The sequence below is a fragment of the Nocardia sp. NPDC051911 genome (genome assembly GCF_040681035.1).
GTDB lineage: Bacteria > Actinomycetota > Actinomycetes > Mycobacteriales > Mycobacteriaceae > Nocardia > Nocardia sichangensis.
Genome location: NZ_JBFAXY010000054.1, coordinates 1 through 25,602, shown reverse-complemented (window position 1 = coordinate 25,602; position 25,602 = coordinate 1). Strand labels below are relative to the sequence as shown.

The window sequence follows — 25,602 nt, the reverse complement described above, 5'->3', positions numbered from 1 at the left end:
GAGGTCTTTCGTCACAAATCGACGTCGATACCCTCCGCCACCTCAAAACTCGAGCCCCCTCCACACCACAGCCGAGTTAGGAATCACTCGTCTAGGTGTTCGGTCATCTCCTCGTTCAACGCCGTCTCGAGAACGGTCTTGGTGAACTGCTTGAGCAGCCCGTTCGGCCCGGTCAGGGACAAGCCCTGTTCCTTGGCCATCCGCACCAACTCCGCCGCTGCCAGCTCCTCGGCCGAAGCCTCGGCCTTCTTCCTCGCCACGGCATCAAGTGTCGTCATCACGGCACCTCCCCGCTGAACTTCGTTCAGCGCGTCAGGCCGCAAACACCGTTAGATCCACAGTCCCCCCATCGCTCATCAAAAGTGGGACAGAGCCAATTTCAGCGAGCGCCGTCATGTGCCTGCTGGGTTGCGGCGTAGGCACCGGGTGGGGCGCAGCGATCAATTCGGCGGGTGTGCGCACCGGCGACACCGTGATCGTCATGGTGTCGATGTTCACGATTCTCCCCAGCCCGAAATTCACGTAATTGGGCAGGTGGTGGGTCCTGATTGATGTTCTACCCGACCTCCTTGTTCTGTGTCTTGGGTTGGTCCTTGCCGCCGAGTCGTTTGTTGGGCCGGTAGGAGGGTCCGTTCATAAACACTTGGTGGCTGGTGTTGATCAGCCGGTCCAGAAGTGATTCGGCGACAACGGGATTGGGGAACAGTGGGTACCAGTCGACGGGTGATCTGTTCGAGGTCAGGACGAGGGAGCCGCCGGAGGTCGATCGTTCGGAGATGAGTTCGTAGAGGTCGTCGGCCTGGGGCGCGGTCAGCTCGCGCATGCCGAAGTCGTCCAGGATCAGCACGGCGGGCCGGACGAATTCGGCCAGGCGTTTGTCCCAGGTGCGGTCGGCGTGACCGCCGGCGAGGGTGGCGAGCAGTCGGCTGGTCTTGGTGAACCGGACCTCGGCGCCCTGGCGGATCGCCAGATGTCCGAGCCCTTGTGCCACATGCGTTTTGCCCACTCCGACCGGGCCGTAGAGGACTACCGACTCGCCGACGGTCAGCCACCGCAGCGCCGCGAGATCGCGGATCTGCGCGGCGGGCAGTTTCGGGCTGGCGGTGAAGTCGAATTCCTCGAGGGTGATCTGCTGTTCGAAGTGGGCGCGGCGGATGCGGCGGGCGATGGCTTGTGATTCGCGGCGGGCGATCTCGTCGTGACACAAGACCTGCAGGAACTCGATATACCCGAGGTCGCCGGCGCGGGCCTGGGCCAGCCGGGACTCGAGGGTCTGCAACATCCCGGACAGCTTGAGCTGTCGCAGCGCCTGTTCCAGGGCGACATCAACGATCATGCCGACACCCCTTGGCCGTGGTCGTTGTCGGCTGCGTCGCCGCGGTCGGTCTCCGCCGCGGTGGTGTCCATTGCGGCGTTCGTGGTGGCGCGGATCGCGGCCGGGGTGTCCGGGTTGGGCAGCGCCAGCACGTTCCCGAACAGCCGCGAAGGACCATGCAGGAACGCCGCGGCACCTCCATCGCCGCTGCTGGGCGGCGGCGGATCGGCTTCCAGGCCGGCGGCGAGGATGCCTTTGATAGTCCGATAGGACGGGTCCCCGACGGCGATCGCTTTGGCGCACGCCAATTCGAGCCGGGATTCGCCGTGACGGTCGGCCAACCCGAGCACGCCCTGGGCGGCGCGGAGCCGGAACAGTGCGTTCTCGCTGAGTAATTCGGCGACCACCGCGACGGTTGCCTCGGCGATCTCGGCGGCTCGTTGGCGGCACCAGGTCGGGTCCTTCATCGCGAAGGCGATCTTCTCCGGCGGATAGTGCGACAGGTCGGACTGCTTACCGAACGGTTTGCGCACATGCGTGGCGATCAACTCGCCGCGGTCGAAGATCTGCACCATCGAATACGTCGACCGGACATCCACCTTCCGGCCGATATGCCGCCATGGCACCGAATACAGAGTCCGTCCGGCCTTGACATGGATGTCCGGCCCGACGATGCCGCTCGACCAGTCCGCGAGCACGAAATCCTTGCCCGGCAACGGCATCAACGCGTCGCGTTCGACCGCGTCGAACACCGCCATCGGGGCCGCTCCCTCCAGAGGCCTGCACCGTCGCTGCCCGGCCACATCCCGACACCACTCGACAGCGGCCTGCTGCATCTGCGCCAGCGAGGTCCACTCCCGCCCACGCCAGAACGAATCCCGCACATACGGCATCGGCCGCTCCACCCGTGGCTTGTCCTTGGGCTTTCCTCGGCGAGCTGGATCGACGAGAGTGCCGTAGTGGTGGGCCAATTCGGCATAGGAGCGGTTGATCTTCGGGTCATACAGGTCCGGGCGCGCGACCCCGGTGCGCAGGTTGTCCGGCACCAGACGCTTCGGGACGCCACCGAAGAACGTGAACGCTTCCACATGCGCTTCGGTCCACGCCCGTTGATCCATGGTCAGCGCCGGGCGCACGAACATGAACCGCGAGGTCGCCAGCACCATCACGAACGCCCAGATCCGGCGGCGTTTCCCACCCACCGGCTCGGTCCACGAACCCAGATATCCGTAATCGATCTGGGCTTCCTCGCCCGCGGGCGGGTCTTCCCGCAACACCGTCACCCGGCCACGCAGGTTCTCCTCGGGCAGGTTGGCGTCCATATAGCGTTTCAACGACGACACCGACGCGGTCAGGCCGTGTTCGTCACGCAGCCGCTGCCAGATCGTCTGCCGGGTCACTCCGGCCTTGCTCATCGCGACGATGAAGTCGCGATGCTGCTCGATCTCCGGCCAGGTGATCTGCCGCACCTTCGTGTCGGCGATCTGCGGAAACCAGGCCCGCACCAACTCGTTCCACTCTGCCGGCGACCGCTGCGGCCCGCCCGGGGCGAGCCCGGCCGCGATGGCCGGATCGACGTATTTCTTCACTGTTTTGCGGTCCAGCCCAGGGCTTTCCGCGATCTGGCTCTGCGAACTACCCGCATGCCAGTGAACCAAAATCTCGGTCACATCGACCACGTCGAACGTTCTCCTCGCCAAAACTCTGGCTCCCATCACCTTCATCGGATGGGAGCAGCCAACTCTTTGCGTGGACCAACCGGTCGCGTTCGGGTTCCCGCTGGGGAATTACGTGAACGCGGCCCTGGGAATTACGTGGGCTCTGGCGCGGATTCTGTGATGGCGCTGTTCGGCGTGTTGCCACCAGATCGGGGCTGGGGTCGTTGAAGCTGTCGTGCGTGGTTTGGTGATGCGGCTCGAATGTTGTTGCCGCACTTGGATGATCTGGTCATCGTAGACGTTCGGCGGGAGCGGAATGTCATGACGATCGAAGCGGCCGCAGCGGCGAGGTCGGCGAGCTGCCCGCGATGTGGAAGCGACTCGGTGCGGGTGCATTCCCGATATTGGCGGCAGTTGGCGGATGTATCGATCGCGGGCAGCGCGGTGGTACTTCGGTTGCGGGTTCGTCGGTTCTTCTGTCCGAATAGTGGTTGCGCGGCAAGAACTTTCGCTGAGCAGGTTGCTGGTCTGACGGTGAAGTGGGCGCGTCGGACGAATCAGCTGGCATCGACACTGACCAGTATCGGGTTGGCGTTGGCGGGGCGGGCCGGTGCCCGCCTGGCCAGCAGGTTGGGCATCGCGGTGAGCCGGGACACGTTGCTGCGGCTGGTGCGGGCGTTGCCGGACCCGCCGATCACCCAGGTGCAGATACTCGGGGTCGATGATTTCTCCTTCCGTCGCGGACACACGTACGGAACAGTCGTCGTGGATATGCAGTCACATCGTCCGATCGAGGTGTTGGCCGACCGGACCGCGGTGACGCTGGCGGGCTGGCTGCGTGAGCATTCCGGGGTTGAGGTGGTGTGCCGTGATCGCGCTTCGGCCTATGCCGAGGCGGTCAAGACCGCCGCGCCGCACGCTATCCAGGTCGCCGACCGCTGGCATTTGTGGCACAACCTCGCCGAGGCGGTGGACAAGACCGTCGTGGCCGAACGAGCCGCCCTGCGTGTCACCATGGAGCAACCGCCGGAACAGCCTGCCGCGCAGCCTATTATGTTGCCGTCGGTCGCGCCGGTCGAGGGACGATTGACGGCACGGACCCGGGAACGATATGCCGCCGTCCGCGCTCGTGTCGAGCGCGGGGACAGCATCTCGGCGATCAGCCGCGAGCTGCGGCTGGATCGGAAAACGGTGCGGCGCTTCGCCCGTGCCGACGCCGCAGACCAGCTGCTGGGCGCCGAGCGGGTCCGCGACAGCCTGCTCGACCCGTTCAGAGCCCACCTGCACGAGCGGCTGAACACGGGGTGCCGAGACGCCGCGGTGCTCGCGGCCGAGCTCCGTGCGCTCGGATATCGCGGCAGCATCCGCACCGTCCGCCGCTATGTGCAGCCGCTGCGCGAACACCTGCCGCTGCCCGCCCCGGTCCCGGCGCCGCCGACCGTGCGCCAGGTCGCGCGGTGGATGACGTGCCGCCCGGACCGGCTCACCGACGGCGATCGCGCGCAGCTGAAGCAGGTTCTGGAATGCAGTGACGTGCTGAAAGTGACGCGTCGGCAGGTGCGCGAGTTCGCCGACATCATGAACACTCGCACCGGCAATCAGCGCATCCAGTCCTGGATCGCCAGAGTCCTCCGCACCGGCGCGCCTGCGTTGCGGACGTTCGCTCGCGGGCTGGCCAGCGATATCGACGCCGTCACCAACGGGTTGACCCTGCCGCACAGTTCCGGTGCTGTCGAGGGCAGCGTGACGCGAATCAAGCACCTCAAGAGAAGTATGTACGGACGTGCCAAATTCGACCTGCTGCGCATCCGAATCCTGCACCCCAACTGATCCCACGGCCGGGCGGAACCAGCCGGTCGGGGATGGCAGGATGGGCCCGGTGGCGAACATGCGACGGCACACACCCGAACCCGAACCCGGCCCGATGCGGATACAGCACACCCCAGGCATGGCCGATGAGATGATGCGCGAGCTCGCACCGTTCCTGGCCGAGGAAGGCATCGACGTCGACAACATCGACGTCCCGGACCTGGAAACGTTGAACGCCGCGTTCGCCCGTGCGGTCGAGCGCCACAACATGTTCCAATCCACCCCGGTCGGCGCCACCCGCGACAACACCCTCGCCACCCTTCGCACCGTCGTTGCCGCCCTCATCGACGGCGATGACGATAAAGCCACCGACCTGCTCGACGCCATCCCACCCACAGCCACCAGCTCGGACGACGCCACCGTCTCCGGCGGCATCGGCGTCGGCACCGGCCTGCTCGACGACTGGCTGTCGGGCCGCCACCCCGGCACACCGAAAGGACTGGCCGCCGCCGTGCGCCTGCCCCGCGGGCATTGGATCGGCGAACGCGCCGCCATCGACCTAATCGCCCTGGCCCGAAAACACCGTGCCTTCGCCAAACAAGACGCCGTCATCGCCGGCCAAGGCGGCCTGCACGTGCTCTACGGCGTCGCGCTCGCCCTCACCGGCACCATCACTACCTGGGCGAAACTCACCGACATCCCGGCCACCGAACTCGCCGCAACCCACATCGCCTGAGCATCAACACATTTCACGGATCCTGCGCCAGAGCCACTTCGGCGAGCGCAGTCATCGTCGATGCCGAGCAATTCGCCAAGAGCCGCACCAACGGCCAAGGCGCGGACAGCGCTGTTGTCACCGTCGGCGTACTCAAGGGCGAACACATCGCGCAGGCGTTCTCCGCCATCCGTAAGGCGGGCACTGTTGTCGTCACCGCACTCGGCAACAGCCAAGATGTCGGCATTCCCTCCATCGGCGAATTGACATTGTTTCAGAAGCAAATCCCGGGATCCTGCTTCGGAGAGTGCAGCCCGGCCATTCGCTTACGCCCGTGCCATAGCGCCGCCACCGTCTTATACTGCACAACAGATTCAGCGGTACGTCCGAGAAGCAGCAGACTGTGCGCATATCGCACAACGCCGAGACGGTTGTGCCCACTGCGTCAACCGCGCAGTTGGCACAACCGCAAGTCCGCATCTCAGTCGAAGTTGTTCTTCCGACCTTCCCTGACGTAGTCCACGGTGGACTTGATGTGCTGCTCACCGTGGATGGACTTCTTCTTCGCCACATGGGCGAACATCTGGATGCCGAAGCCACCGTCCAGATCATGGACGATGCGCTGCTTCCAGGGACGCCGGACGATCTGGGTGGTCAACCGGCGAGTGATACGGGGCTGCGACATGATGTGGTCGGCGATCGTGTACGCCCGTGCGATCAACTGGTCACGAGGCAGGACTTCGTTGACCATCCCCCATTCGAGGGCCTGCTTCGCGCTGATGGCCTCACCGGTGAGCAGCGCGTACGCCGCCCGTTTCACTCCCAGCAGTTCCTGGAACGCGTTGTGGATGCCGTCGGCGGGCACCGAACCGATGTCATAGTGCAGGTCGAAGATCGTGGCATCCTCGGCAGCGAGCGTGAGATCACACATCAAGACGATCTCGGAGTGGAATCCCGACCCGTTCATCAGGCCGATCGTCGGGATCTCCAGATCATTGACCAGAGAGCTGACGTTGATCCGGCCGTCCTTGTAGGCGTACTCATAGGCCCAGTACGGCATGTCCGCGTCCTCGAGCGCGAAACCGTCGGGGTCCGATTTCATCATGAACTCGTCGCCCGAACCGGTGAGAATGAGCACCTCGTTCTCGGGGTCCGCACCGACCGTCTTCAACATCTGACCGAGCGCGCGATGATTCTGCACGCTCAACTGGATCGGCCCACCGATCGTATGCGCCTCCACGAGCAGCACGCCGTCCTCGCGCCGCTGCATGTGGAAGAAATCCTTGAACCGCTCGCTGTACTCGTCGAATCTCGGCGGATCGACGAACTCCTGCAAGGACATTGCTTGTTCCCTTTCATTGTGAGCGCTGGGTCACCAGGTGGTGGCGATGTACTGCGTCTCGGTGTAATCGAGCAGCCCTTCGTGGCCGCCCTCACGCCCCAGACCGCTCTGCTTGACCCCGCCGAACGGAGCGGCCGGGTCGGATACGACTCCGCGATTGAGACCGACCATGCCGGACTCGAGCGCTTCCGAAACGCGCAGACCTGTCGCGAGGTCCTGGCTGTATACGTAGGACGCCAGGCCATGCTCGGTGTCGTTGGCCTGCGCGATGACCTCATCGAGATCATCGAATCTAACGATCGGCGCCACCGGTCCGAAGATCTCCTCCCGGAGAATGGCTGCCGACAGCGGAACGTCGTCGATGACGGTTGGCGGGTAGAAGTACCCGGGCCCGTCGATACGCTTCCCACCGGTGCGCACGGTCGCGCCGCGCTCCACCGCGTCCGTGACCAGCCGCTCCACGGTCGTCACCGCCGCATCGTTGATCAAAGGCCCCAGTTGAGTGCCTTCCTCATATCCCGGTCCCGTCCGCAATGCGGCCATCTCGGCCGTGAGCCGACTGCTGAACTCGTCGGCGACCGCGGCATGGACATAGAAGCGGTTCGCAGCGGTGCATGCCTCACCACCGTTGCGCATCTTCGCGGTCATGGCCCCGGCGACTGCCTGATCGAGATCTGCATCGGCGAGAACAAGGAAAGGTGCGTTGCCCCCCAGCTCCATCGAACAGCTGAGGACCTGGTCCGCCGCAGTATGCAGAAGGAGCCGGCCCACCTCGGTAGAACCGGTGAACGACAACTTCCGTACCGCGGGGTGGTTGAGCATGCCGGCCACAAGCGGACCCGAGCGGCGGGAGGGAAGGACATTGACCACGCCCGGCGGTACACCGGCCTCTTCCAGAAGTGCGCCGATGGCCAGTGCAGTGAGCGGCGTCTCACCCGCCGGCTTGAGAACCACACTGCACCCGGTGGCCAGCGCCGGCGCAATCTTCCGCGTAGCCATAGCGGCCGGGAAATTCCACGGGGTCACGAGAACCGCTACGCCGATAGGCTTGCGGAGCACGACGATCCGATTCGCGCCCGATGGCGCGGTCTGCACTGATCCGAGCACCCGCACCGACTCTTCGGAGTACCAGCGGAAGAATTCCGCGGCATACGTGACCTCGGCCATGGCGTCAGCCAGTGCTTTGCCGTTCTCCTGGCTGATCAGCCTGGCGAACTGGTCCCGCCGCTCGATCAGCAACTCGAAAGCACGCCGCAACACATCGGCCCGACGCCGTGGTGCTGCCGCGGCCCAACTGGGCAGGCTCTTGTCCGCGACCTCGACGGCACGGACACCATCCTCGACCGCAGCATCGGCGACCGATACGAGCACCTTCCCGGTGGCGGGGTCAACGACGTCGAACCGCTGCCCGTCCGCGGCGTCGCACGACGCTCCTCCGATGAGCAAGTCGGTGGGCACGCTGTCGAGCGCGGTCACGCGTTTCCCTCCGGCAACACCGCGGCGGCGCGAGCCTGCTGGTCATAGAGCGAGAGAAAGTCCTCGTGGCGAAGCCCGGTGCCGATCGCGGACTGGATCAGTTGGTACACCGCCGATCCGACCGGCATCGGCACTTCGAGGGCCCGCGCGGCACCGAGGCCGAGGTCGAAGTCCTTACGAAGCAGTTCAGTGGTGAAGGTCGGCTTCCAGTCCCGCTTCACCAGGTCATCGGTTCGCTTGCGCACCCAGTCCGAAGCGAGCACGGTACCGTTGAGAAATTCCAGGAACGCGGCACGATCGGTGCCGCCTTTCTCGGCCAGACTCGTCACCTCGACGAGGGCCTCGACCATCATGCCCAGATACAGGTTGTGGCAGAGCTTCACCAGCCGGCTCTGCTCTCCTTCCCCAGCGTGAACGGCGACCTTGGCGATCTGTTCGAGGTAGGGCTTTGCGCGCTGGAAAGTCTCGTAGGGACCCGATGCGACGATGCACGCACCCCCTTCGGCCACAACGTGGGGGTTACCGCTCACCGGCGCGGCCAGAAAGGCCACTCCAGCGGCGGCCGCCGAAGCCCGGACCTCCGCGGACGTCTCCTCCGACACCGTCGAACAGTCCACGATGAGGCTGGGCTTGTTGTCTCCACTGAGCAGACCATTTTCCCCGCTCACCACCTTGACCAGGTCCTGGGGCGTCGACACCATGACGAACACGATGTCGCAGTCGCCGAGATCGGTAATGGACTCCGCCGCGGCGGCGCCCTTCGCCACCAACGGCTCGATCTTGGCTGCAGTACGGTTCCAGACGGTAAGACGTGCACCGGCCTCGATCAGGCGACCGGCCATGGCTGCGCCCATCCGCCCGGTGCCGAGCCAGCCGAGGTGCTCGGTTTTCGGATTCATAGTTTCTCCTTGTCGAGTTTGGTGACCCCACTCAGACAGGCGCGTATTCACCTGTCTCGGGGGCCGTGACCGGTGCGGTCGGCGCAGGGCCGGCCTGGCCGAGAGCCGCCCATGCGGTGTCGACGAGCCGTTGGGTGGACAGTCCATACTTTTCGAACAGGTAGGGGCCGGTCAGCGATCCTTCGGCGAAGGTGTCGCGCAATCCGATTCGCCGCAGAGGCCGACCGAGTCCTGCTTCCGCGATTGTTTCGGCGACGGCCGAACCGAGTCCTCCGATGATCGAATGGTTCTCGGCCGTGATCACAACTCTGGCCTCGGCAGCGACAGCCTCAACGGTCGCCCTATCGATCGGCTTGATCACCGGCACGTTCACGACCGACGTCGACACACCCCGCGCCCCGAGAACTCGCGCCGCAGCCAGCGCGGCTGCCAGCATCATGCCGCTCGCGAAAAGAGCAACGTCGGTGCCGCTGGTCAGCACATTGGCGCGGTCGAGGTCGAGCTGGTGGTCTTCATCGAAGATGACCGGTATCTCGCCCCGCTTGAGCCGGACATAGACCGGGCCCGGAACATCGACGATCGCCCGGGTCACCTGGCTTACCTCGACTGCGTCCGCCACGTCTACAACTGTCATATTCGGCAGTGCGCGCATGAGCGCGACATCGTCGATCGCCTGATGGCTGGGCCCACCCGGTGTCGAAACACCGGGCATGAAACCAATGATGCGCACGGGAAGGCCCGGATACGCGATTGCGTTCGCGATCTGGTCATACGGCCGGCGTGTCGCGAAAACCCCGAAGGTGTGCACAAATGGAATATGCCCGCATCGAGCCAGCGCGCCGGCCATGCTCATCATGTTCGCCTCGGCCATGCCGGCGTGAATGAACCGTTCCGGCAACTCGTTCTGAAACAGGTCGATCTCGCATTGGCGGGTGAGATCGCCACTGAGGCAAAGGATCTCGGGGCGCTCGCGAGCCAGCTCGAGCAGCGCCCGCCCGTAGGGCTTCTGTTCGATTCGGTACGGCGGCTCATGCATGAAGTGCCTCCAGTTTCGCGGTGAGCTCCGCGGTCGCGGCAGTCGCCAGGTCCGGGGGCAACTTGATGAAATGGCCGTCGGCATCGGGCGGCAGGCAGTCGATACCGTGCACGGTCGAGGTCCGGCAGATCAGCACGCTGGGCCGCGTTGTTACCTCATCCGCGGCAGCGAGCGCGGCACGTACCACGTCGATGTCGTGACCATCGATGTCCAACGCGTGCCACCCGAAGGAACGCCACTTCTCGGCTATGGGCTCGATGGTGGTGATGCTGTCTACAGGGCCGTCGACCTGCGAGTTGTTCGCATCGAGGAGCACGGTCAGTCGGTCGAGCCGGTGGTGGGCGGCGAACATCGCGGCCTCCCACAGCTGCCCCTCCTCGAGTTCACCGTCGCTGACCAGCGCGAAAACGCGCTCCCGGCTGTCCAGCAGGTAACCGGAGAGGGCGAATCCCACAGCGGCGGACAGACCTTGTCCCAGGGAGCCGCATGTGTAGTCCAGAATTGGTGACCGTTCGGTGCCGATCGCTTCTATCGGAGAGCCGTTCTGTCCGTACGCCGCTGCCATCTCCGTACTCAGCAGACCCAGCTCGATCGCCGCGGCGAAGGGCGCGATGACGTAGTGGCCCGGGGAGCAGATCAGGCGATCCCGGCCCGGCTGGGCTACCGAGAATACGGCTGCGACTTGCTCAGCTGCAGAAAGCGCCTGACCAAGATACCCGAAGCCCTGTGGTGCGACCATCTGTACAGCCCGCAAACGGATACGGAGAGCCAGCTCCGCAGGGTCGGCCACAGCCCACGACGTTCCAGGCTCCGAAACGCGGGCCGAAGTCGAGGTGTTCATCTAACCTCCATAAGTGGCAAATTGGCCATGCCACATGGTTACCAGTGCGCAGTAGTACTGTCAATAGGTGTCATCACATGGAGAGAGGACATTGCTCGTGGACGGCAGCCCCCAGACAGCCCCTCACGTACGTCGACGCCCGGAGCCAGTGGAACTGCCCGGAATCGAACCGCTGAACCCCAGCCGCCTGTCGGATGAGGTCGCCGAGCGAATCCGCAACCTGATCATCACAGAAAACATCGCCGAGGGGTCAAGGCTGCCGCCCGAGCGCGAATTGACCGAGCAATTCGGCGCGAGCCGCCCCACAGTCAGTCAGGCATTGCGCACGCTGTCCCTGATGGGGCTCGTCGAGATCCGGCGAGGTTCGGGGGCGTATGTGGTACGACGCCCGGAGTCGATGGTCACCGCCTCGGTCAACCTCATGCTGGACCTAGACGAGACGTCGGTGGTAGGGCTCGCGCAACTGAGGTACTGGCTCGAGACGATCGGCGTTCGTGAGGCAGCAATTCGGCTTCCTTCGCTGAGCGACCTGACAGTCGCCGAACTACGACACGCACTGCACCGACTCGAGCAGGCCACCGGCGATGCGTCCGAGCGCATCGCAGCCGACACCGTGTTCCACGCAACGATCGTGAAGGCAGCGGGAAACCCTTACCTGACAAGAGTTTACGAGAGCGTTCACACGGCCGTGCTGACCTATGAGTTCAAACAGTGGGTGCAGCGAGCGACCGTTCCGGACTGGTTGCGCGATTCCGGACACAAAGCACAGATGGCTCTCCACAAACCGATTCTCGACGCGGTACTCGCCCAGGATCCTGACGGTGCACAGAAGGCCGTCGAACATCACCACGAAGCCATGCTCGAACACCTCAAGGCGGCGATCGCCGAGCCGAAGGCACAACAGTGGCGTAGCCACTAGCCGGGCGGACTCTCGACCGGATCATGATCGCCTAACGCGATCAGAATCGTTCGCAGCGAGTCGGCCGCGACGCGGCAGACGTCCGCCGGCACCTTGCGGAAGAAGTCGAGCTGGTAGGTGGCCCAAGCTCGCGCAATCTGCTCAGAGGTCTCGATACCCTCCGAGGTCAACCGGACCAAGCTACTGCGACCGTCCGAGGCGTCTGGTTCGCGCTCGATGAGCCCAGCCTTCGCCAGTCGGTTCAGCACATTGCTCGTTCCGCCCGATGACAACAAGATGCGCTGACGAAGATCGGTCGGCCGGAGCGCGTACGGCTCACCGACCGATCGCAAGCCGGTGAGCGCCCCGTAGTCCGCTCGTGTCAGCTCCCAGGGCGCCAGACAGGCCGCCATGGCCTCTTCCAGCATGGCACCGAGACGTCCGACACGTTTGGTCATCGCCAACTCGATCATGTTCATGCCGCCCAGCTCGGCCTCGAGGTCGTCGGCAAGACGGTCGACCCGGTCGCGCGCTGATCGATCCATCTCCTCATACGGCGCGGTTCCGTTCGAGGTACGGGTGGTCTTGTTCTCGGTCACGAAGTCATTGTAGCGAACCAATGCGTACAAGAAAGCTAGCCAAAAAGCATTTCAGTGAGCTATCTTCGGTGGGACAGACCGCGCGGCCACGCCGACCTCTTCGCGTCGACGCGGCCGAGAGAGGATCGGTATGCAACCGAACGTAGACACCGGCGAGTTCACCCTCATCCCCCAGCTGGCCAACACCGCAGCGGTGGAGGTCATCCCCATGCGCAGCGCGCCGGAAAAGCTGGCCCTTTTGCGCGCGCACACAACGGTCACCGTCACGTGCTCACCCAAACTCGGCCTCGATGCGACGCTGGATCTCTCGCACACCGCCGTCGCTGCCGGACATCGTGTGGTACCCCACCTGGCCGCTCGCCAGATCTCGAGCGAGAAGGAACTGGCCGATATCGTCGACCAGCTGACTGCGATGGGAGTGCGCGACGTCTTCGTCATCGGAGGTGACGCCGCGACGCCGTCCGGCGAGTTCGGGTCATCAGCGGAGCTTCTCGAAGCGATTGCCCGCGGCGAGCACGCGTTCGATTCGGTGGGGGTCGGCTGCTACCCGGAAGGGCACAGCACGATCTCCGACGACATACTGCTGGCAGATCTTCTGCACAAGCAGCGGTACGCCACCTATATGGTCAGCCAGCTCTGTTTCAGCGCGCCGGCTCTCATCACCTGGCTCCAGCAGATCCGAACCGACGGCGTCAGCCTTCCTCTGCGGCTCGGACTCGCCGCACCACTCAAGACACACAAGCTCGTCGAAATATCCCTCAAGGTCGGGGTCGGATCCTCACTGCGATTTCTCACCAAACAGAAGGGTTTCGTCGGCAACCTTTTGGTGGGCAGCACCTATCGTCCGGAGCTTCTCCTCGAGGAGATGAGCGAAAGTCTGTCCTCGACCACGCTCGGTATTGAAGGACTGCACCTGTTTTCATTCAACCAGGTCGCGGAGGCCGTCGCATGGCAGCGCCGTGTCGGCGAAGCCTCCTGACCGGATACGACCGACCAAATACGGATAACGACAAGATGGGTGACAATGACGTCGAAGGAGAATCCGCGTTCGCTGCAGAAATTGATCGATTCGGTTCCTGATCTCGTGGAGTATCTCTACCACGACACTCCGGGACCGCATGGTCGTACGACAGCCGGGCTGTCCCCGGTCCCTGCCGAGGTGACGAATTGGCGGGATGAGCAGCGGGCCTGGCGTGAAACGGCGGTGTTGTTCGATCAGTCGCACCACATGCCTGAGTTGTTCTTGCGCGGTCGCGACGCACGACGGCTTCTGGGCGATCTCGGAGTGAACAGCCTCGGCAACCTCCGGCCCGGCCTGGCCAAGCAGTATGTGGGCTGTAACCGACACGGACAGATGATCGGCGACTGCGTACTACACGACCTCGGTGACGAGACATTCGAACTGATCAGTGGAAAGCCGCTGCAGAACTGGGTGCAATTCAACGCCGAGACCGGCGACTACGACGTCACGGTCGAACTCGACCCGAACACCTCGGACAATCCCACCGGTCGCCGCCGCAATTTCCGGTTCGGCTTGGACGGTCCGCACGCCGGCGCCATCTTCGCCGAAATCGTCGAGGGCGACACACCGCAATTGACGTTCTTCCACACCGCATACGTCACGATCGCCGGTCACCGGGTGATGGCCCTGCGGCACGGCATGGCAGGCCATCAGGGAGTCGAACTGTCCGGCCCCTTCGAATACGGCCCCGAGGTGCGCGCGGCGGTCCTGGCGGCGGGGGAAAAATTCGGCATCCGGGCGGGTGGTACCCGGGCCTACTACAGCTCAGCGCTGGAAAGCGGCTGGATCGGGTATCCGCTGCCGGCGATCTACACCGGTGAAGAATTGCGTGCCTACCGCACCTGGCTGCCGACCGATTCCTGGGAGGCCAAGTTCCAGCTCGCCGGCAGCCTCCGGTCGGACAATGTGGAGGACTACTACCTCACCCCGTTCGACATGGGCTACGACCGAATCATCAAGTTCGACCACGAATTCCTGGGACGTGAGGCACTCGAAAAGATCGCGGACAAGCCGCCGCGACGAAAAGTCACCCTCGTATGGAATACCGAGGATGTCGCACAGGTCTTCCACTCTCTGTTCGAGCCAGGCCTGCCATACCGGTATCTCGAGTTTCCGGTAGCCGACTACGGCTTCCCCCACAATGACGAAGTCCGCACTCCCGACGGAACTCTCATCGGCCGCTCCACCCAGACCGGATACACCGTCAACGAGCACAAGATGCTCTCCCTGGGTGTCGTCGACACCGCGTACGCCAAGCCCGGAACCGAGGTCACCATCACGTGGGGCGAACCAGACGGCGGATCCCGCAAACCCCGTATCGAACCCCACAGGCAACTTCGAATCAGAGCGACCGTCGCGCCCGTGCCCTACCCGCAAAGTGTGCAAGAGATGAAGCGCGCCGCCATCACGGGTAACGCTAGCCTCGCGGCGGTAGGAGAGATATGACCACCACTGTCATCGACGGCAAGCTTGTCGCGCAGCGGGTGCGTGATGAGGTTGCGTCCGGCGTAGCGGAACTGACCAACAACGGCGCGGCGGCTCCAGGCCTGGCCACGGTCCTCATCGGCGACGATCCGTCCTCGGAGGTGTACGTCCGCAACAAGCGTCGGGCCTGCACCACTGCGGGTATGCGAGATCTCCACCGGCACCTTCCAGGCGATACGACACAGCAGCAGGCCGAAGCCCTGATCGAAGAACTGGCGAACGCGGCGGAAGTCACCGGCATCCTGGTGCAGCTGCCACTGCCGCACCACCTCGATGCCGACCGGCTGCTCGACCTCATTCCCCCCGACAAAGATGTCGACGGCCTCACCACCCTCAACACGGGACGGCTGGCACAGGGGCAGCCGGGGCTTCGGCCATGCACGCCCGCGGGAGTGATCCGTCTGCTCGAGCACTACGACGTGTCGCTCCGCGGAGCCCACGCGGTCGTCGTCGGTCGCTCGGTCCTGGTCGGGCGGCCAATGGCACAGTTGCTCACAGCCCAGGACGCCACAGTGACCCTGTGTCACTCCTGGACGAAGGACCTCGACGCCACATGCCGAGAGGCCGATGTCCTGGTTGTCGCCGCCGGTGTTCCGAACATCGTCGGTCCTGAAGCGGTGCGCCCAGGCGCGGTGGTGATCGACGTGGGTATTCACCGCACAGGGACAGGTTTGTGCGGTGACGTCGCCTTCGAACGCGTCGTGAATGTTGCCGGAATGCTTACACCGGTACCCGGCGGAGTTGGGCCGATGACGATCGCGATGCTCCTGTCCAACACGCTCGACGCCGCGCGCAGGCAATGACCGACCAGATCCGAGCAGCGGTCTCGTCCCGTCCCGTCACCGATCCCGTGCCCGGCCTGCCGGCACGAGATCGGTGTCTGGTGATGGGGATTCTCAACGTCACGACCGATTCGTTCTCCGATGGCGGCTACTACTCGACCACCGAGCGTGCAGTCGCGCATGGACTCGATCTTGCTCGACAAGGTGCCGACATCATCGATATCGGCGGTGAGTCGACCCGCCCTGGCGCCAACCGTGTACCCGTCGACCTCGAACTGAGACGTGTCCTTCCGGTCATCCGAGAACTTTCCGCTACCGGCGTCTGCATCAGCGTCGATACCACGCGGGCGCGAGTCGCGGACGCGGCATTGGCGGCCGGCGCGCAGGCTGTCAACGACGTGAGCGGCGGGCTGGCGGATCCGGAAATGGCCCGGACGATCGCCGCCGCGCGCATGCCCTACTTCGCGATGCACTGGCGCGGGCAGAGCGCCACCATGAACCGGAATGCGGTCTACCGGGATGTCGTGCAGGACGTGATGGTCGAGTTGGGCCAGCGAATGTGGCATCTCACCGCTGCGGGGGTCGATCCGGATCTGGTCGTGCTCGATCCGGGACTCGGCTTCGCTAAGACGCCCGAACACAACTGGCACCTGCTCACCCGCCTTTCCGAACTGCACGGCCTGGGCAGACCGGTTCTGATCGGTGCATCCCGCAAGTCGTTCCTCAGCAATCTGCTCATGTCCAGCAACAGCGTGCTCCCCGCCCGCGAACGCGATGCCGCGAGCGTCGCCGTCGCGACGATGGCCGCGGCGGCTGGCGCCTACTGCGTCCGAGCGCACGACGTTCGCGCAACACTCCAAGCCGTTCTGGTCGTGAAGCACTGGTTCGGCATCGATGGCCACGATCACTCGGGGGCTGCCTTAGCTTCCCAACGCACTGTCGACCGGATCGGAGTCAAGCTATGAACGACATGCGGCAAACTGAAGCTGGTGGTCTGCGCGCGACATGGCGCCTGTTTCGCAACGGCCTGACCTCCATAGTCGGCGTCGATGACATATCGGCAGCCACACCGGTCATGTCATTCGGTCCGGATGAGTTCCCGGATCTCGCACGAGCACGAGAACTTCATCCAGAACTGACCACGTTGTGGGATGCGGTACGCCGCGAGCTCTGGGCCGATCTTGTCTCACCTGCACCACTTCATCATCGGTAAACATGAATCGGACCGAACCCGCATAAGCGACCTTCCGATGAAGGCCGCCAATTCATAGGCGCTGAGCCCGGCGGTCATCTGGCTCTCGATCTGCATCGTTTATCCGCGTATAGATTGATCCAGCAGCTTGCGCTCTCGCTCGGTGAGATGAACGCGCCCTGCCGGGATTCGGCGAACGGAGGATCTGGAACGGAACGGACCATCGCCGTGGCGCATTCCCTCAGCGCCGTGGGTTGATTCCCCGATCTCCATCGCAAACGCACTGCGCGTTCTAAGCTTGCGACCCTGACGACGATCTTCACATGAGCTGGGGTTCCCCAGGGGAACCCCAGTTCGCCTCGCAACTCTTACCCGGGCCGTGACCGGCCAAGTCAGCAACCATCTCTATCGCGCACTCAGGATCCGGTCCCGGAGGCTGTTTGGAAGCAGTCGCCCTTATCAGACCCAGGCTCATTCGGCGTCTTGCGCTGTCCAGGCCGCGATCTGTGTGCGGGAGGTGAATCCGAGTTTGGTGAGGATGTGCTCCACGTGGCCATCGGCGGTGCGTTGGGAGATCACCAGTTTGGCGGCGATCTGCTTGTTGGTGAGGCCTTGCGCGATGAGGCCTGCGACCTGCCGCTCCCGCTTGGTCAGCTCCACGGACGGACCTGAGGTGGAAGTGGTGTTTGTGGGCTGCTCCCCGAGAGCGTATCTCAGTGCGGCGTCCATCCCCATCGCCTGGCCGCGTCGGAATGCCGCCCCGAACCTGCGGGCACCGAGGGAGACACGCGCCATCCGGTCACAGTCGTCGTGATAGTGCGATCGTCCCGGGAGGTTGCGCTCGAGACTGCCCACGGACTGCGACAATTGCTCCGCAGCTCCCATCAGTACGGCCCCGCGTTCGGCACCACTGTCAGCGTCGACGGTCCAGGCCAGCACCTCGAGCCCGAAGGCAGCGATGATTGGGTTGCGTATCTTCCGGCTGACCCGTAACGCTTCCTCGAGCAACTTTCTTGCCTGTTGCCGATTGCCCTGCCGCCACGCCGTAACGCCGAGACCCCCGAGTGCGGCCGCCCGGAAGCCCGTTTCGCTGCACGCTTCGCTGAGCGAAAGTACTTGCTCGTTGATCTCGATCGCCCGTTCCGTATCGCCGTGCATGGCCTGTACCCAACCAAGCAGGGAGAGTGCAGCAACGCGCAGAAAGACTGGCCGATTTGCACCGAACACCTCGACAGCACGTTCGAGGGAACAGGATGCGCGAGCAAGATCTCCACGATGTAGCGCCAGGATACCATCGGCGTAGGCGGCGAGCGCCTTGTTCACGGGGGTGGGAGCCTGTTCGGCGAGCGCGTGCACCTCCTCCACCAAGGCAGTCGCCGCCTGGCGGTCGTCCTGCATCGTCGCCAGCACGGTGCTGGCGTGCAGCGCCTTGACGCGGTCGGGTACCGAGCGGGCGCACGGACGGGCAAGAATGCGGTCGAGCCAGCGTCGACCTTCACTGACCAGACCTCGGAACATCCAGAAGACCAATAGTCCGCTCGCGGTGCGTAGACCGGCTACGGCCGCCTCCTGGCCATCCTGGCTCAGGCAGTATTCAAGTGCCACGCGAAGGTTGGGTTGCTCGCGGTCGAGTCGGGCGATCCAGTCGAATTGCCGGTCGCTGACCCAGCCGTCCTCGGCGTCCAGTACCAGCCGCTGGTACCAGTCGCGGTGCCGATGCCGTACCTGCTGGTCCTCGCCGGAGTTCCGCAATTTCTGCCGACCGTAGTCGCGCACCGTCTCCAGCATCTGGAACCGCACCACTCCATTGGACTCGCTGCGGATCAGGATCGACTTGTCCACCAGCGAGGACAGCACATCGAGCGGGCTGTCCGGCGCCGGATCGGCGCCGCAGATCTGTTCGGCGGCGTCTAATTCGAAGCCGCCGGCGAATACCGACAGCCACGCCCACATCCGCTGCTCGGCCGGGGTGCACAATTCGTAACTCCAGTCGATGCACCATCGCAGGGTTTGCTGCCGGGTGGGCGCGGTGCGGTTGGCGCGGGTCAGCAGCGCGAATCGGTCGTTGAGGTGCTGAAGGATCTGCTCGAAAGACATCGCGCGCACCCGGGCCGCGGCGAACTCGATCGCCAGCGGTAGTCCATCCAGCCGGGCGCAGATCCGGGCCGCGATGGCCTTGTCAGCCTTCGAGAGTTCAAGACCCGGCACCACCGCGGTCGCGCGGTCGGCAAACAATGTGACCGCGTCGTACCGCGGCAGTTCGCGCGGTGACGGCTGACGATCCAGGTCCGGCACCATCAGCGATGACACCCGCAACATTGCCTCTCCGCCGATGTTCAGAGGTTCGCGGCTCGTGGCCAGGATCCGCAGATGTGGGCAGGCCCGCAGCCAGGTTTCGACCAGCTTCGCCACCGCGGCCGCCAACTGCTCGCAGTTGTCCAGCACCAGCAACAATTCCCGTGCGGACAGGAACTCGGCCACCACCTCCTGCAACGGTCGCACGGACACGTCGCGCAGGCCAAGGGAGGCTGCCACCACGCCGATCAGCAGCGACGGGTCGGAGACTTCGGCCAGCTCGACCAGCCACACCCCGTCGGCGAACTTCTGGCGCACGCTCGCCACAGCCCGCAGCGCCAGCCGGGTCTTGCCGACCCCGCCGACCCCGGTCAGCGTCACCAGCCGGGCCGAGGACAGCAGATTCCTCACCTCCGCCAGCTCGGTACGGCGATCGACGAAACTGGTCAACTCGAGTGGCAAAGCGCCGCGCCGAACCATCACCGGTGCCGCCGGCGGGCGCCACTCCTGCGGCTGCGGCATCGGACCGCAGTGTTCGCGAGCCGGTTCGGTGTTCAGTGCCATCTCCTCGACCGCGAACCCATGGCAGCGCTGCGCCTGCTGGATCGCCTCCCCGAGTGCTGCTGCGGAGGGCCGCTCGCTAGGGTCGCGGCTCATCGCCGTTGACACCACGGCGGACACGTCATCGGCGATGTCTTGCTCACGCAGATCCGGTACCGGTTGGGTGGTGATGCGCAGAAACTGGGTGACCACCTTCTCCCCGCTGCGCCGTTCGAACGCCGCATGCCCCGTCAACGCGCAGAACAGGGTGGCACCCAGCCCATAGACGTCCGTGGCCGGGGTAGGAGCCTCGCCCTCGAGCACCTCCGGGGCGGTGAACGCCGGCGACCCAATCACGGTACCCGCGCTTGTCTGGAAACCCCCAGGTATGCGTGCGATGCCGAAGTCGGTCAATGCGGGCTCGCCGTAGTCGGTGAGCAAGATGTTTGCGGGTTTCACGTCCCGATGCACGATGCCCAACCGGTGCGCGGTCGCCAGCGCCCCGGCGATCTTTATCCCGATCCACAATACGGTTTCGGTCGGCAGCGGACCTTGCCCGCGGATCCTTGCATCCAGCGAGTCCAATGGGTGATATGGCATCACCAGAAACGGGCGCCCGCTCGCGGTGACACCGGCCTCCAGGACCGTGACGATGTTGGGATGGCCGCTCAGTCGGCCCATTGCCCGCTGTTCCCGGAAGAACCGCTCCCGACTCTCCTCGTCCGGTTCGGCGGCGAGGATCTTCACCGCCACCGTCCGGTCCAGCTCGGACTGGGTGCAGCGATAGACCACACCGAACCCACCGCGTCCGATCTCCTCGGCATCGGTGAACCCGGCCGCGCTCAGCTGCTCGGTGACAGGCGTGGATCGGTCACCGAGCGTCCGGAACGCGTCTTCCTCGCTCATCGGCTATACACCATCCGTTGGCGTGTCCCCCGGCAACGGGTAGCACGCGCGTCAACGTCTTCGCTGATAGTCAGCGTATGCCTCGGCATACGGCTGAGCAATCGGGACGGTGCCTCGGATCCGCGTGGCAAGCACCGATTTCAGCACTCGAACACTTTCGCACGCCCTGGGTGCGGTGGTAGGTCGCTCGATGCACGCGCGTGCCGCGTACACGGCAACCTTCACAGATCCGGCCTGCGAAACGATCAGCGGCACAGGGTGTCTCGTGAACATTCGTTTTCGAGACAACCGCCCGGCTCGAGCCAGCGGCCGGGTGGCCGCCCAGGAGCGAGGGGCAGTCGATACCGTCGGGTTCGGGCCGCCAGCGATGTCCGATCTTAACTTAGCCAGCTTCCAGAAGGTGAGCGCGACTGCCCACACCACGACGAACAGGCCCACAATGATGACTCCGATATTGTTCAAATCGATCCCGGAGATCCCCGCGCTGACCGGGTCGGCCAGGTCGAGCTGGTCGTGCAGGATCCCGATCAATTCGATCGAGCCGATGCGGAACGCGACCGCGATCGACAGGCCGGTGAGCCACCACCGGGTTGTCATGCGCGGCCAGGCAGACCCAGCCGATCGCTGAACAAAAACCGGTGCGCCCCGGACACGCCCATCCCGAGGGGCGCGACAGTGAGGTCGTAGCGGAGCAGGATCTCCGGGCCGGCATAAAGATCGTCCGGCACGTCGACGAACTGGACGCGTACCCGAGCCTGGTCGCGCTCCAGCGCGCGCAGCAGAGGGCCGTGCAACACGGTGGTCGCATAATCGCTGGCTGCGATCGTGAACACACGGTCGTCGCGGGCCGGGGCGAACGCGGGCTCCAGACGCAGCGTCTGGCGGACGAGCCCGAGCGCGGTCTGGAAGGCGGGGATCAGGTCGCGGGCGAGCGGTGTGAGGTGGTAGTCGTGCCCCTTGCGCATGAGCAGTTCGTCGGCGAAACGGCGGCGGAGCTTACCGAGCAGGACGCTCATCCCTGGCTGCGTCATCCCGATCGCGGCGCCGGCATAGGTGAGGTTAGGTTGCCGCAGCAGGCCATCCAGGGCATCGAGCATGTTCAGGTCGAGACCGCGCAGCCGGTCCTGCGCTGGCGCGGCGACGGGCCGCTCGGTCTGGTCTCGGGTCATGATCGTGCACCTCCGGTCGGACTCTGGCCGAGTGCGCGTTGCGCAGGCAAGGCCAGCTATCGGTCCGCGCTATGGCTGGGATGCCGACGGATGGGTTCACGCGGCTCCCCTGAGCGTTCATAGTGTGATGACCCACACATGCGCACCGCAGCTCGAACGGGGCTCCCCAGCGGGCGCATCGCGTACCAGGAGGCCTTTCATGACCGAAGTGTCCACGCCGTCGTCCGTGCTCGACGGCCCCGCTCTGGCGGCGGCGCTGGAGGAGTTCCGCAGCATTGTCGGACCCGGCCACGTCTTCACCGAGTCGGCGGCGCTGGCGGACTTTCGCGACCCCTACCAGCCCAAGGACTGGGATCGGCAGCAGTACGCCCCGGTCGCCGTGGTCCAGCCGGCGACCACCGAAGAGGTGCAGGCGATCGTTCGTGCCGCAGGCCGCCACGGCGTGCGGCTGTGGACCCAGAGCCAGGGCCGCAACAACGGCTACGGTGGGGCCGCTCCGCGTGTCCTCGGTTGCGTCACGCTGAACCTGCGCCGGATGAACAGGATCCTGGAGATCGACGAGGAGATGGGCTACGCGCTGGTGGAGCCAGGCGTCAGCTTCATGCAGCTCCACGAGGCGATCAGGGATGCGGGCGACAAGCTGATGCTCTCCGTGCCGGACATCGGCTGGGGGAGCGTCGTCGGCAACGCGCTGGACCACGGCACGACCTACCTGCCACAGGGCTCGGACTTCATGTCCTCGTGCGGACTGGAGGTCGTGACCGCCGACGGCCGGCTGCTGCGTACCGGGATGGGCGCCCAGACCGGCAACCCCTCGTGGAATCTCTACCGGCGCGGGCTCGGCCCGTCGCTCGATCAGCTGTTCATGCAGTCGAACTTCGGCGTCGTCACCAAGATGGGCGTCTGGCTGATGCCGAAGCCGAAAGCCGTGATGCCCATCTCGGTCACGGTGTCGCGTGAGGAGCACCTCGTCGAGCTGGTCGACGGACTGCGCCGGCTTCGGCTCGACGGGGTGCTGCGCGGGGTGCCGATCATCGTCGACACACTGTGTTTCGCGACAATGGTCTCCCGTCGCGACCAGTGGCACCAGGGTCCGGGACCGATCCCCGATGACGTTATCCAGCAGATCGGCGAGACGCTGGGAGTCGGCCGCTGGATGGCCCGGCTGTGCCTGTATGGCGACGACGTCGTCGTCGATCACCACTACGCGACGGTGGAGCAGGTCTTCGGTGCCATCCCGGGCGCCGTGGTGCGTGGGACGAAGTGGGCGGGCGACGAGCTGGACCAGATCCCGACCCCGACCGACCGGGTCCAGGCCGGTATTCCGAGCCTCGACCTGGCCCAGATGGCGGCATGGTCCGGGGGCGAGACCGGCGGCCACATGGGGTTCTCACCAGTGGTGCCGATGCGCGGCGCCGAGGTCTACCGCCTGCACCGCCTCGTGCGCGAGATCGTCGAGTCCCGGGGTCTGGACTACGCGAACTACCTCATCGCCATCAACGAGCGCAGCATGATCAGCGTCGCGGGTCAGACCTTCGATTCCGCCGACGAGGACCAGACGCGGAGGGCCTACGAAATCTGCCGCCACCTCGTGCGCGAGGTCGGCAAGCTCGGCTACAGCGAGTACCGGGCGCACCTGAACTACATGGACCTGGCAATGGACCAGTTCGACTTCGGCGACCACGCCTACCTGCGTTTCGTGGAGAAGATCAAGGACGCGGTCGACCCCACCGGCATCTTCTCGCCCGGTAAGCAGGGTATCTGGCCCAAGGACCTGCGCGCGGGTCCCGCGTGACGGTGTACCCGTGCCTGCCGCACGTTTCTGCCGTGGCGGCGGGCACGGGTACAGTCGTTTCCCGACGGACGACGAGGTTCATCTCAACGACCTGCTGATCCACGATGTCGCGATCGGGCCAGTCGAGGACGGCCTGCCCGGACGCCGCCGGGTACTGCTCGAAGACGAGTTCGTGTGCCTCGTCGCGGCAGGCAATCCACGGCTACGGGACGGCCGGCTGACCCTCGCCGACCTCAACGAGCTCCCGCAGGCTCGGGCCGTCCGCGGCGGGCTCTCCGCCGAGGCCGTCACACGATACCTCGCCGAAGCCGGAGTGTCGCCGGTGGTGCGTACGAGTACGACGGTGCAGGGACTGCTCTCGCTGCCGTTCGTTGTGTCCGACACCGGACTTGTTCGCGGTGGTCCCGAGCCGGCTCGTCAACAGCTGCCCACCCGACCTCGGCCTCGTCGTCGCCGAGACCCCGCTGGTCTTGCCGCGTCGGTGGAGGCAGTCCACTGGCATCCCAGCCGACACGACGACCCCGCGGTGGTCTGGCTGCTCGACGTGTTGCGGAAGGTCGCCGCCACTCTGTCGCCCTGATTCCCGGCGTCAGCCCGGAATCGGCAACGCGCATACCACGAATACGTCTGGAGCGGGCCGCACCAGCCGGTTCTCGGGCTAGCGTCGTATCCGAGTCCGGCGGATGGAGGAGAATGATCGTGAACACGCTGGCAGGCAAGGTCGCCATGATCAGCGGCACGGGTGGCGGCATGGGGCGGTCCGCTGCCCTGGAGTTCGCTGCCCAGGGCGCCCGAGTGGTCGGCTGTGACGTCAACGAGAAGGCGGCCGACGAAACGGTCGAGTTCGTGCGGGAGGCCGGCGGCGAGATGGTGTCGCTTGCCGCCGACCTGACCACCAGGAGGGCAACGCCAGCTGGGCGGACCTGGTGCTCCGGGGCGCCGCACAATATCCGGGCCGTGTCGGTGAGCCCAGGCCTCATCGTCACACCTGCCACCGAACCGGTGATGGAGGCGATCGGCCCTGACGGGATCGCGGGCCTGGTCGCACGGACTCCCGCCGGGCGCCTCGGGCAGCCGGAGGACGTGGCGAGGGTGGCGGCGTTCCTCGCCTCCGACGACGCGAGCTACATCAACGGTGCCGACATCGTCATCGACGGCGGCATCACCGCGGTGGGCTGACCGCAATGCCGGGAAGTTGAGGTCATGGGCGTTCCCAAGCATCGGTGCGACGCTTTCGCTGATACGCCAAGGTCGGCTCGACCTCAATACCGGTGACTTACAGTAAAGGTGTGGTTCTGCGAGACGTCTTCCTGTACTGGGGTGGTGCGAGCAGGTCCCGTAATAACCTTGTAGGGCGCACGCCGTCCCGTCCATGATCGTTCCTGTGCTTCGCAACCCAGAAACGTAGACGCGGCACGACGTGCGCCCTAATCGATCATGAAACCCCACCCACATATACGGCAGATGAGCCAAATGTTCTACCTGGTGGTGGCCGCAAACACCATGGCAGCAGGGGCCGCAGGGAGGCGGGTATTCCCCGCCTCAGTGGTCCCCACAACCGAACCAGCCACTGGCTCAGGTCCCGATGCGGTCGGACGAACCCAGGACCTGCACAGTGTGCGGACAGGCGCTGTTTCCGTTCGGTAATCGCTGGGTTGACCAGACAAACGGTGCATTCTGTTGGCAGAACCCGCAAAAGCCGCGTCGAGACCGCCGGCTGGCTGGCCCCTAATACCAAGGCCGCGCAGTTTGGGTTCCTGCCCGGTTGTCAACCGGGCAGGATATGGATGCTGATCTGGGTTTTGTAGGTGTTGCGGTCGATGTCGCCC

General features: G+C 65.0%; 22 protein-coding genes and 3 pseudogenes. 12 read left to right on the top strand and 13 right to left on the bottom strand.

Annotated features, from left to right (window positions below):
• Positions 1 to 92: 92 nt before the first annotated feature.
• The 4 genes and pseudogenes from AB0L97_RS36715 to istA form a co-directional block, all read right to left on the bottom strand.
• Positions 93 to 281, bottom strand: a pseudogene (locus tag AB0L97_RS36715) (IS256 family transposase); the annotation flags it as partial.
• Between the two features lie 31 nt (positions 282 to 312).
• Entirely contained in the window at positions 313 to 498 is a 186-nt protein-coding gene (locus AB0L97_RS36710; RefSeq protein ID WP_364439139.1) for a hypothetical protein, read from the bottom strand.
• A 58-nt stretch (positions 499 to 556) separates the two neighbouring features.
• The gene (gene istB / locus AB0L97_RS36705; protein WP_364439136.1) at positions 557 to 1,336 is read right to left on the bottom strand and encodes an IS21-like element helper ATPase IstB; all 780 of its coding nucleotides are present in this window, start codon (positions 1,334 to 1,336) and stop codon (positions 557 to 559) included.
• 134 nt (positions 1,337 to 1,470) lie between these two features.
• Positions 1,471 to 2,994, bottom strand: a pseudogene (istA, locus tag AB0L97_RS36700) (IS21 family transposase); the annotation flags it as partial.
• A 240-nt stretch (positions 2,995 to 3,234) separates the two neighbouring features.
• Between istA and AB0L97_RS36695 the strand changes: the two are divergent.
• The 3 genes and pseudogenes from AB0L97_RS36695 to AB0L97_RS36685 all read left to right on the top strand — a co-directional run.
• Complete coding sequence (locus AB0L97_RS36695) at positions 3,235 to 4,803, top strand: ISL3 family transposase (RefSeq protein WP_364439133.1); 1,569 nt, start codon at positions 3,235 to 3,237, stop codon at positions 4,801 to 4,803.
• Between the two features lie 49 nt (positions 4,804 to 4,852).
• The gene (locus AB0L97_RS36690) at positions 4,853 to 5,518 is read left to right on the top strand and encodes a hypothetical protein (RefSeq protein ID WP_364439130.1); all 666 of its coding nucleotides are present in this window, start codon (positions 4,853 to 4,855) and stop codon (positions 5,516 to 5,518) included.
• A gap of 32 nt (positions 5,519 to 5,550) precedes the next feature.
• Positions 5,551 to 5,814 (top strand): annotated as a pseudogene (locus tag AB0L97_RS36685) (alcohol dehydrogenase); the annotation flags it as partial.
• Between the two features lie 164 nt (positions 5,815 to 5,978).
• Here the strand turns inward: AB0L97_RS36685 and AB0L97_RS36680 are convergent.
• The 5 genes from AB0L97_RS36680 to AB0L97_RS36660 are packed head-to-tail and all read right to left on the bottom strand — an operon-like array spanning position 5,979 to position 11,091.
• Positions 5,979 to 6,839, bottom strand: coding sequence for an enoyl-CoA hydratase/isomerase family protein (locus tag AB0L97_RS36680; protein ID WP_364439127.1), 861 nt, complete (start codon positions 6,837 to 6,839; stop codon positions 5,979 to 5,981).
• Between the two features lie 30 nt (positions 6,840 to 6,869).
• Positions 6,870 to 8,315 carry an NAD-dependent succinate-semialdehyde dehydrogenase gene (locus AB0L97_RS36675; protein WP_364439124.1) on the bottom strand — a complete coding sequence of 482 codons (1,446 nt, stop codon included), beginning with the start codon at positions 8,313 to 8,315 and terminating at the stop codon, positions 6,870 to 6,872.
• Positions 8,312 to 9,214 carry an NAD(P)-dependent oxidoreductase gene (locus AB0L97_RS36670; RefSeq protein ID WP_364439121.1) on the bottom strand — a complete coding sequence of 301 codons (903 nt, stop codon included), beginning with the start codon at positions 9,212 to 9,214 and terminating at the stop codon, positions 8,312 to 8,314. Before AB0L97_RS36670 ends, AB0L97_RS36675 begins: the two co-directional genes overlap by 4 nt.
• Before the next feature lie 31 nt (positions 9,215 to 9,245).
• Entirely contained in the window at positions 9,246 to 10,250 is a 1,005-nt protein-coding gene (locus AB0L97_RS36665; protein WP_364439118.1) for a transketolase C-terminal domain-containing protein, read from the bottom strand.
• Positions 10,243 to 11,091, bottom strand: coding sequence for a 1-deoxy-D-xylulose-5-phosphate synthase N-terminal domain-containing protein (locus AB0L97_RS36660; protein WP_364439115.1), 849 nt, complete (start codon positions 11,089 to 11,091; stop codon positions 10,243 to 10,245). The genes AB0L97_RS36665 and AB0L97_RS36660 overlap by 8 nt, the downstream gene beginning before the upstream one ends.
• A 148-nt stretch (positions 11,092 to 11,239) precedes the next feature.
• Here AB0L97_RS36660 and AB0L97_RS36655 point away from each other — a divergent pair, with 148 nt between their 5' ends.
• A complete protein-coding gene (locus tag AB0L97_RS36655; RefSeq protein ID WP_364439112.1) occupies positions 11,240 to 12,010 on the top strand; it encodes a FadR/GntR family transcriptional regulator in 771 nt (256 codons plus the stop codon).
• On the opposite strand, the gene AB0L97_RS36650 is transcribed toward AB0L97_RS36655, so the two are convergent.
• Positions 12,007 to 12,588, bottom strand: coding sequence for a MarR family transcriptional regulator (locus tag AB0L97_RS36650; protein ID WP_364439109.1), 582 nt, complete (start codon positions 12,586 to 12,588; stop codon positions 12,007 to 12,009). The genes AB0L97_RS36655 and AB0L97_RS36650 overlap by 4 nt on opposite strands.
• A gap of 130 nt (positions 12,589 to 12,718) precedes the next feature.
• Here AB0L97_RS36650 and AB0L97_RS36645 point away from each other — a divergent pair, with 130 nt between their 5' ends.
• From AB0L97_RS36645 to AB0L97_RS36625, 5 genes are read left to right on the top strand one after another with little or no spacing between them, the layout of a single operon-like run.
• Entirely contained in the window at positions 12,719 to 13,567 is an 849-nt protein-coding gene (locus tag AB0L97_RS36645) for a methylenetetrahydrofolate reductase (protein WP_364439106.1), read from the top strand.
• A gap of 45 nt (positions 13,568 to 13,612) precedes the next feature.
• The gene (locus AB0L97_RS36640; RefSeq protein WP_364439103.1) at positions 13,613 to 15,055 is read left to right on the top strand and encodes a hypothetical protein; all 1,443 of its coding nucleotides are present in this window, start codon (positions 13,613 to 13,615) and stop codon (positions 15,053 to 15,055) included.
• Positions 15,052 to 15,897, top strand: a complete 846-nt coding sequence (folD, locus tag AB0L97_RS36635; RefSeq protein ID WP_364439100.1) for a bifunctional methylenetetrahydrofolate dehydrogenase/methenyltetrahydrofolate cyclohydrolase FolD — start codon at positions 15,052 to 15,054, stop codon at positions 15,895 to 15,897. Before AB0L97_RS36640 ends, folD begins: the two co-directional genes overlap by 4 nt.
• Before the next feature lie 47 nt (positions 15,898 to 15,944).
• On the top strand, positions 15,945 to 16,841 hold the full coding sequence (folP, locus tag AB0L97_RS36630) for a dihydropteroate synthase (RefSeq protein ID WP_364439097.1): 897 nt from the start codon (positions 15,945 to 15,947) through the stop codon (positions 16,839 to 16,841).
• Positions 16,838 to 17,089: a hypothetical protein gene (locus AB0L97_RS36625; protein WP_364439094.1), complete on the top strand. Its 252-nt coding sequence runs from the start codon at positions 16,838 to 16,840 to the stop codon at positions 17,087 to 17,089. Before folP ends, AB0L97_RS36625 begins: the two co-directional genes overlap by 4 nt.
• Before the next feature lie 450 nt (positions 17,090 to 17,539).
• Here the strand turns inward: AB0L97_RS36625 and AB0L97_RS36620 are convergent, their stop codons facing one another.
• The 3 genes from AB0L97_RS36620 to AB0L97_RS36610 are packed head-to-tail and all read right to left on the bottom strand — an operon-like array spanning position 17,540 to position 21,978.
• Entirely contained in the window at positions 17,540 to 20,809 is a 3,270-nt protein-coding gene (locus AB0L97_RS36620; protein WP_364439091.1) for a protein kinase, read from the bottom strand.
• A 51-nt stretch (positions 20,810 to 20,860) separates the two neighbouring features.
• Positions 20,861 to 21,406, bottom strand: coding sequence for a hypothetical protein (locus AB0L97_RS36615; protein ID WP_364439088.1), 546 nt, complete (start codon positions 21,404 to 21,406; stop codon positions 20,861 to 20,863).
• A complete protein-coding gene (locus AB0L97_RS36610; protein ID WP_364439085.1) occupies positions 21,403 to 21,978 on the bottom strand; it encodes a LysR family transcriptional regulator in 576 nt (191 codons plus the stop codon). Before AB0L97_RS36610 ends, AB0L97_RS36615 begins: the two co-directional genes overlap by 4 nt.
• Positions 21,979 to 22,177: 199 nt before the next feature.
• Between AB0L97_RS36610 and AB0L97_RS36605 the strand changes: the two genes are divergently transcribed.
• The 3 genes from AB0L97_RS36605 to AB0L97_RS36595 all read left to right on the top strand — a co-directional run bounded on the left by AB0L97_RS36605 (position 22,178) and on the right by AB0L97_RS36595 (position 24,952).
• A complete protein-coding gene (locus AB0L97_RS36605) occupies positions 22,178 to 23,773 on the top strand; it encodes an FAD-binding oxidoreductase (protein WP_364439080.1) in 1,596 nt (531 codons plus the stop codon).
• Between the two features lie 10 nt (positions 23,774 to 23,783).
• The gene (locus tag AB0L97_RS36600) at positions 23,784 to 24,353 is read left to right on the top strand and encodes a LysR substrate-binding domain-containing protein (protein WP_364439077.1); all 570 of its coding nucleotides are present in this window, start codon (positions 23,784 to 23,786) and stop codon (positions 24,351 to 24,353) included.
• 113 nt (positions 24,354 to 24,466) lie between these two features.
• Positions 24,467 to 24,952: an SDR family oxidoreductase gene (locus AB0L97_RS36595; RefSeq protein WP_364439075.1), complete on the top strand. Its 486-nt coding sequence runs from the start codon at positions 24,467 to 24,469 to the stop codon at positions 24,950 to 24,952.
• The last annotated feature ends 650 nt before the right edge of the window (positions 24,953 to 25,602 follow it).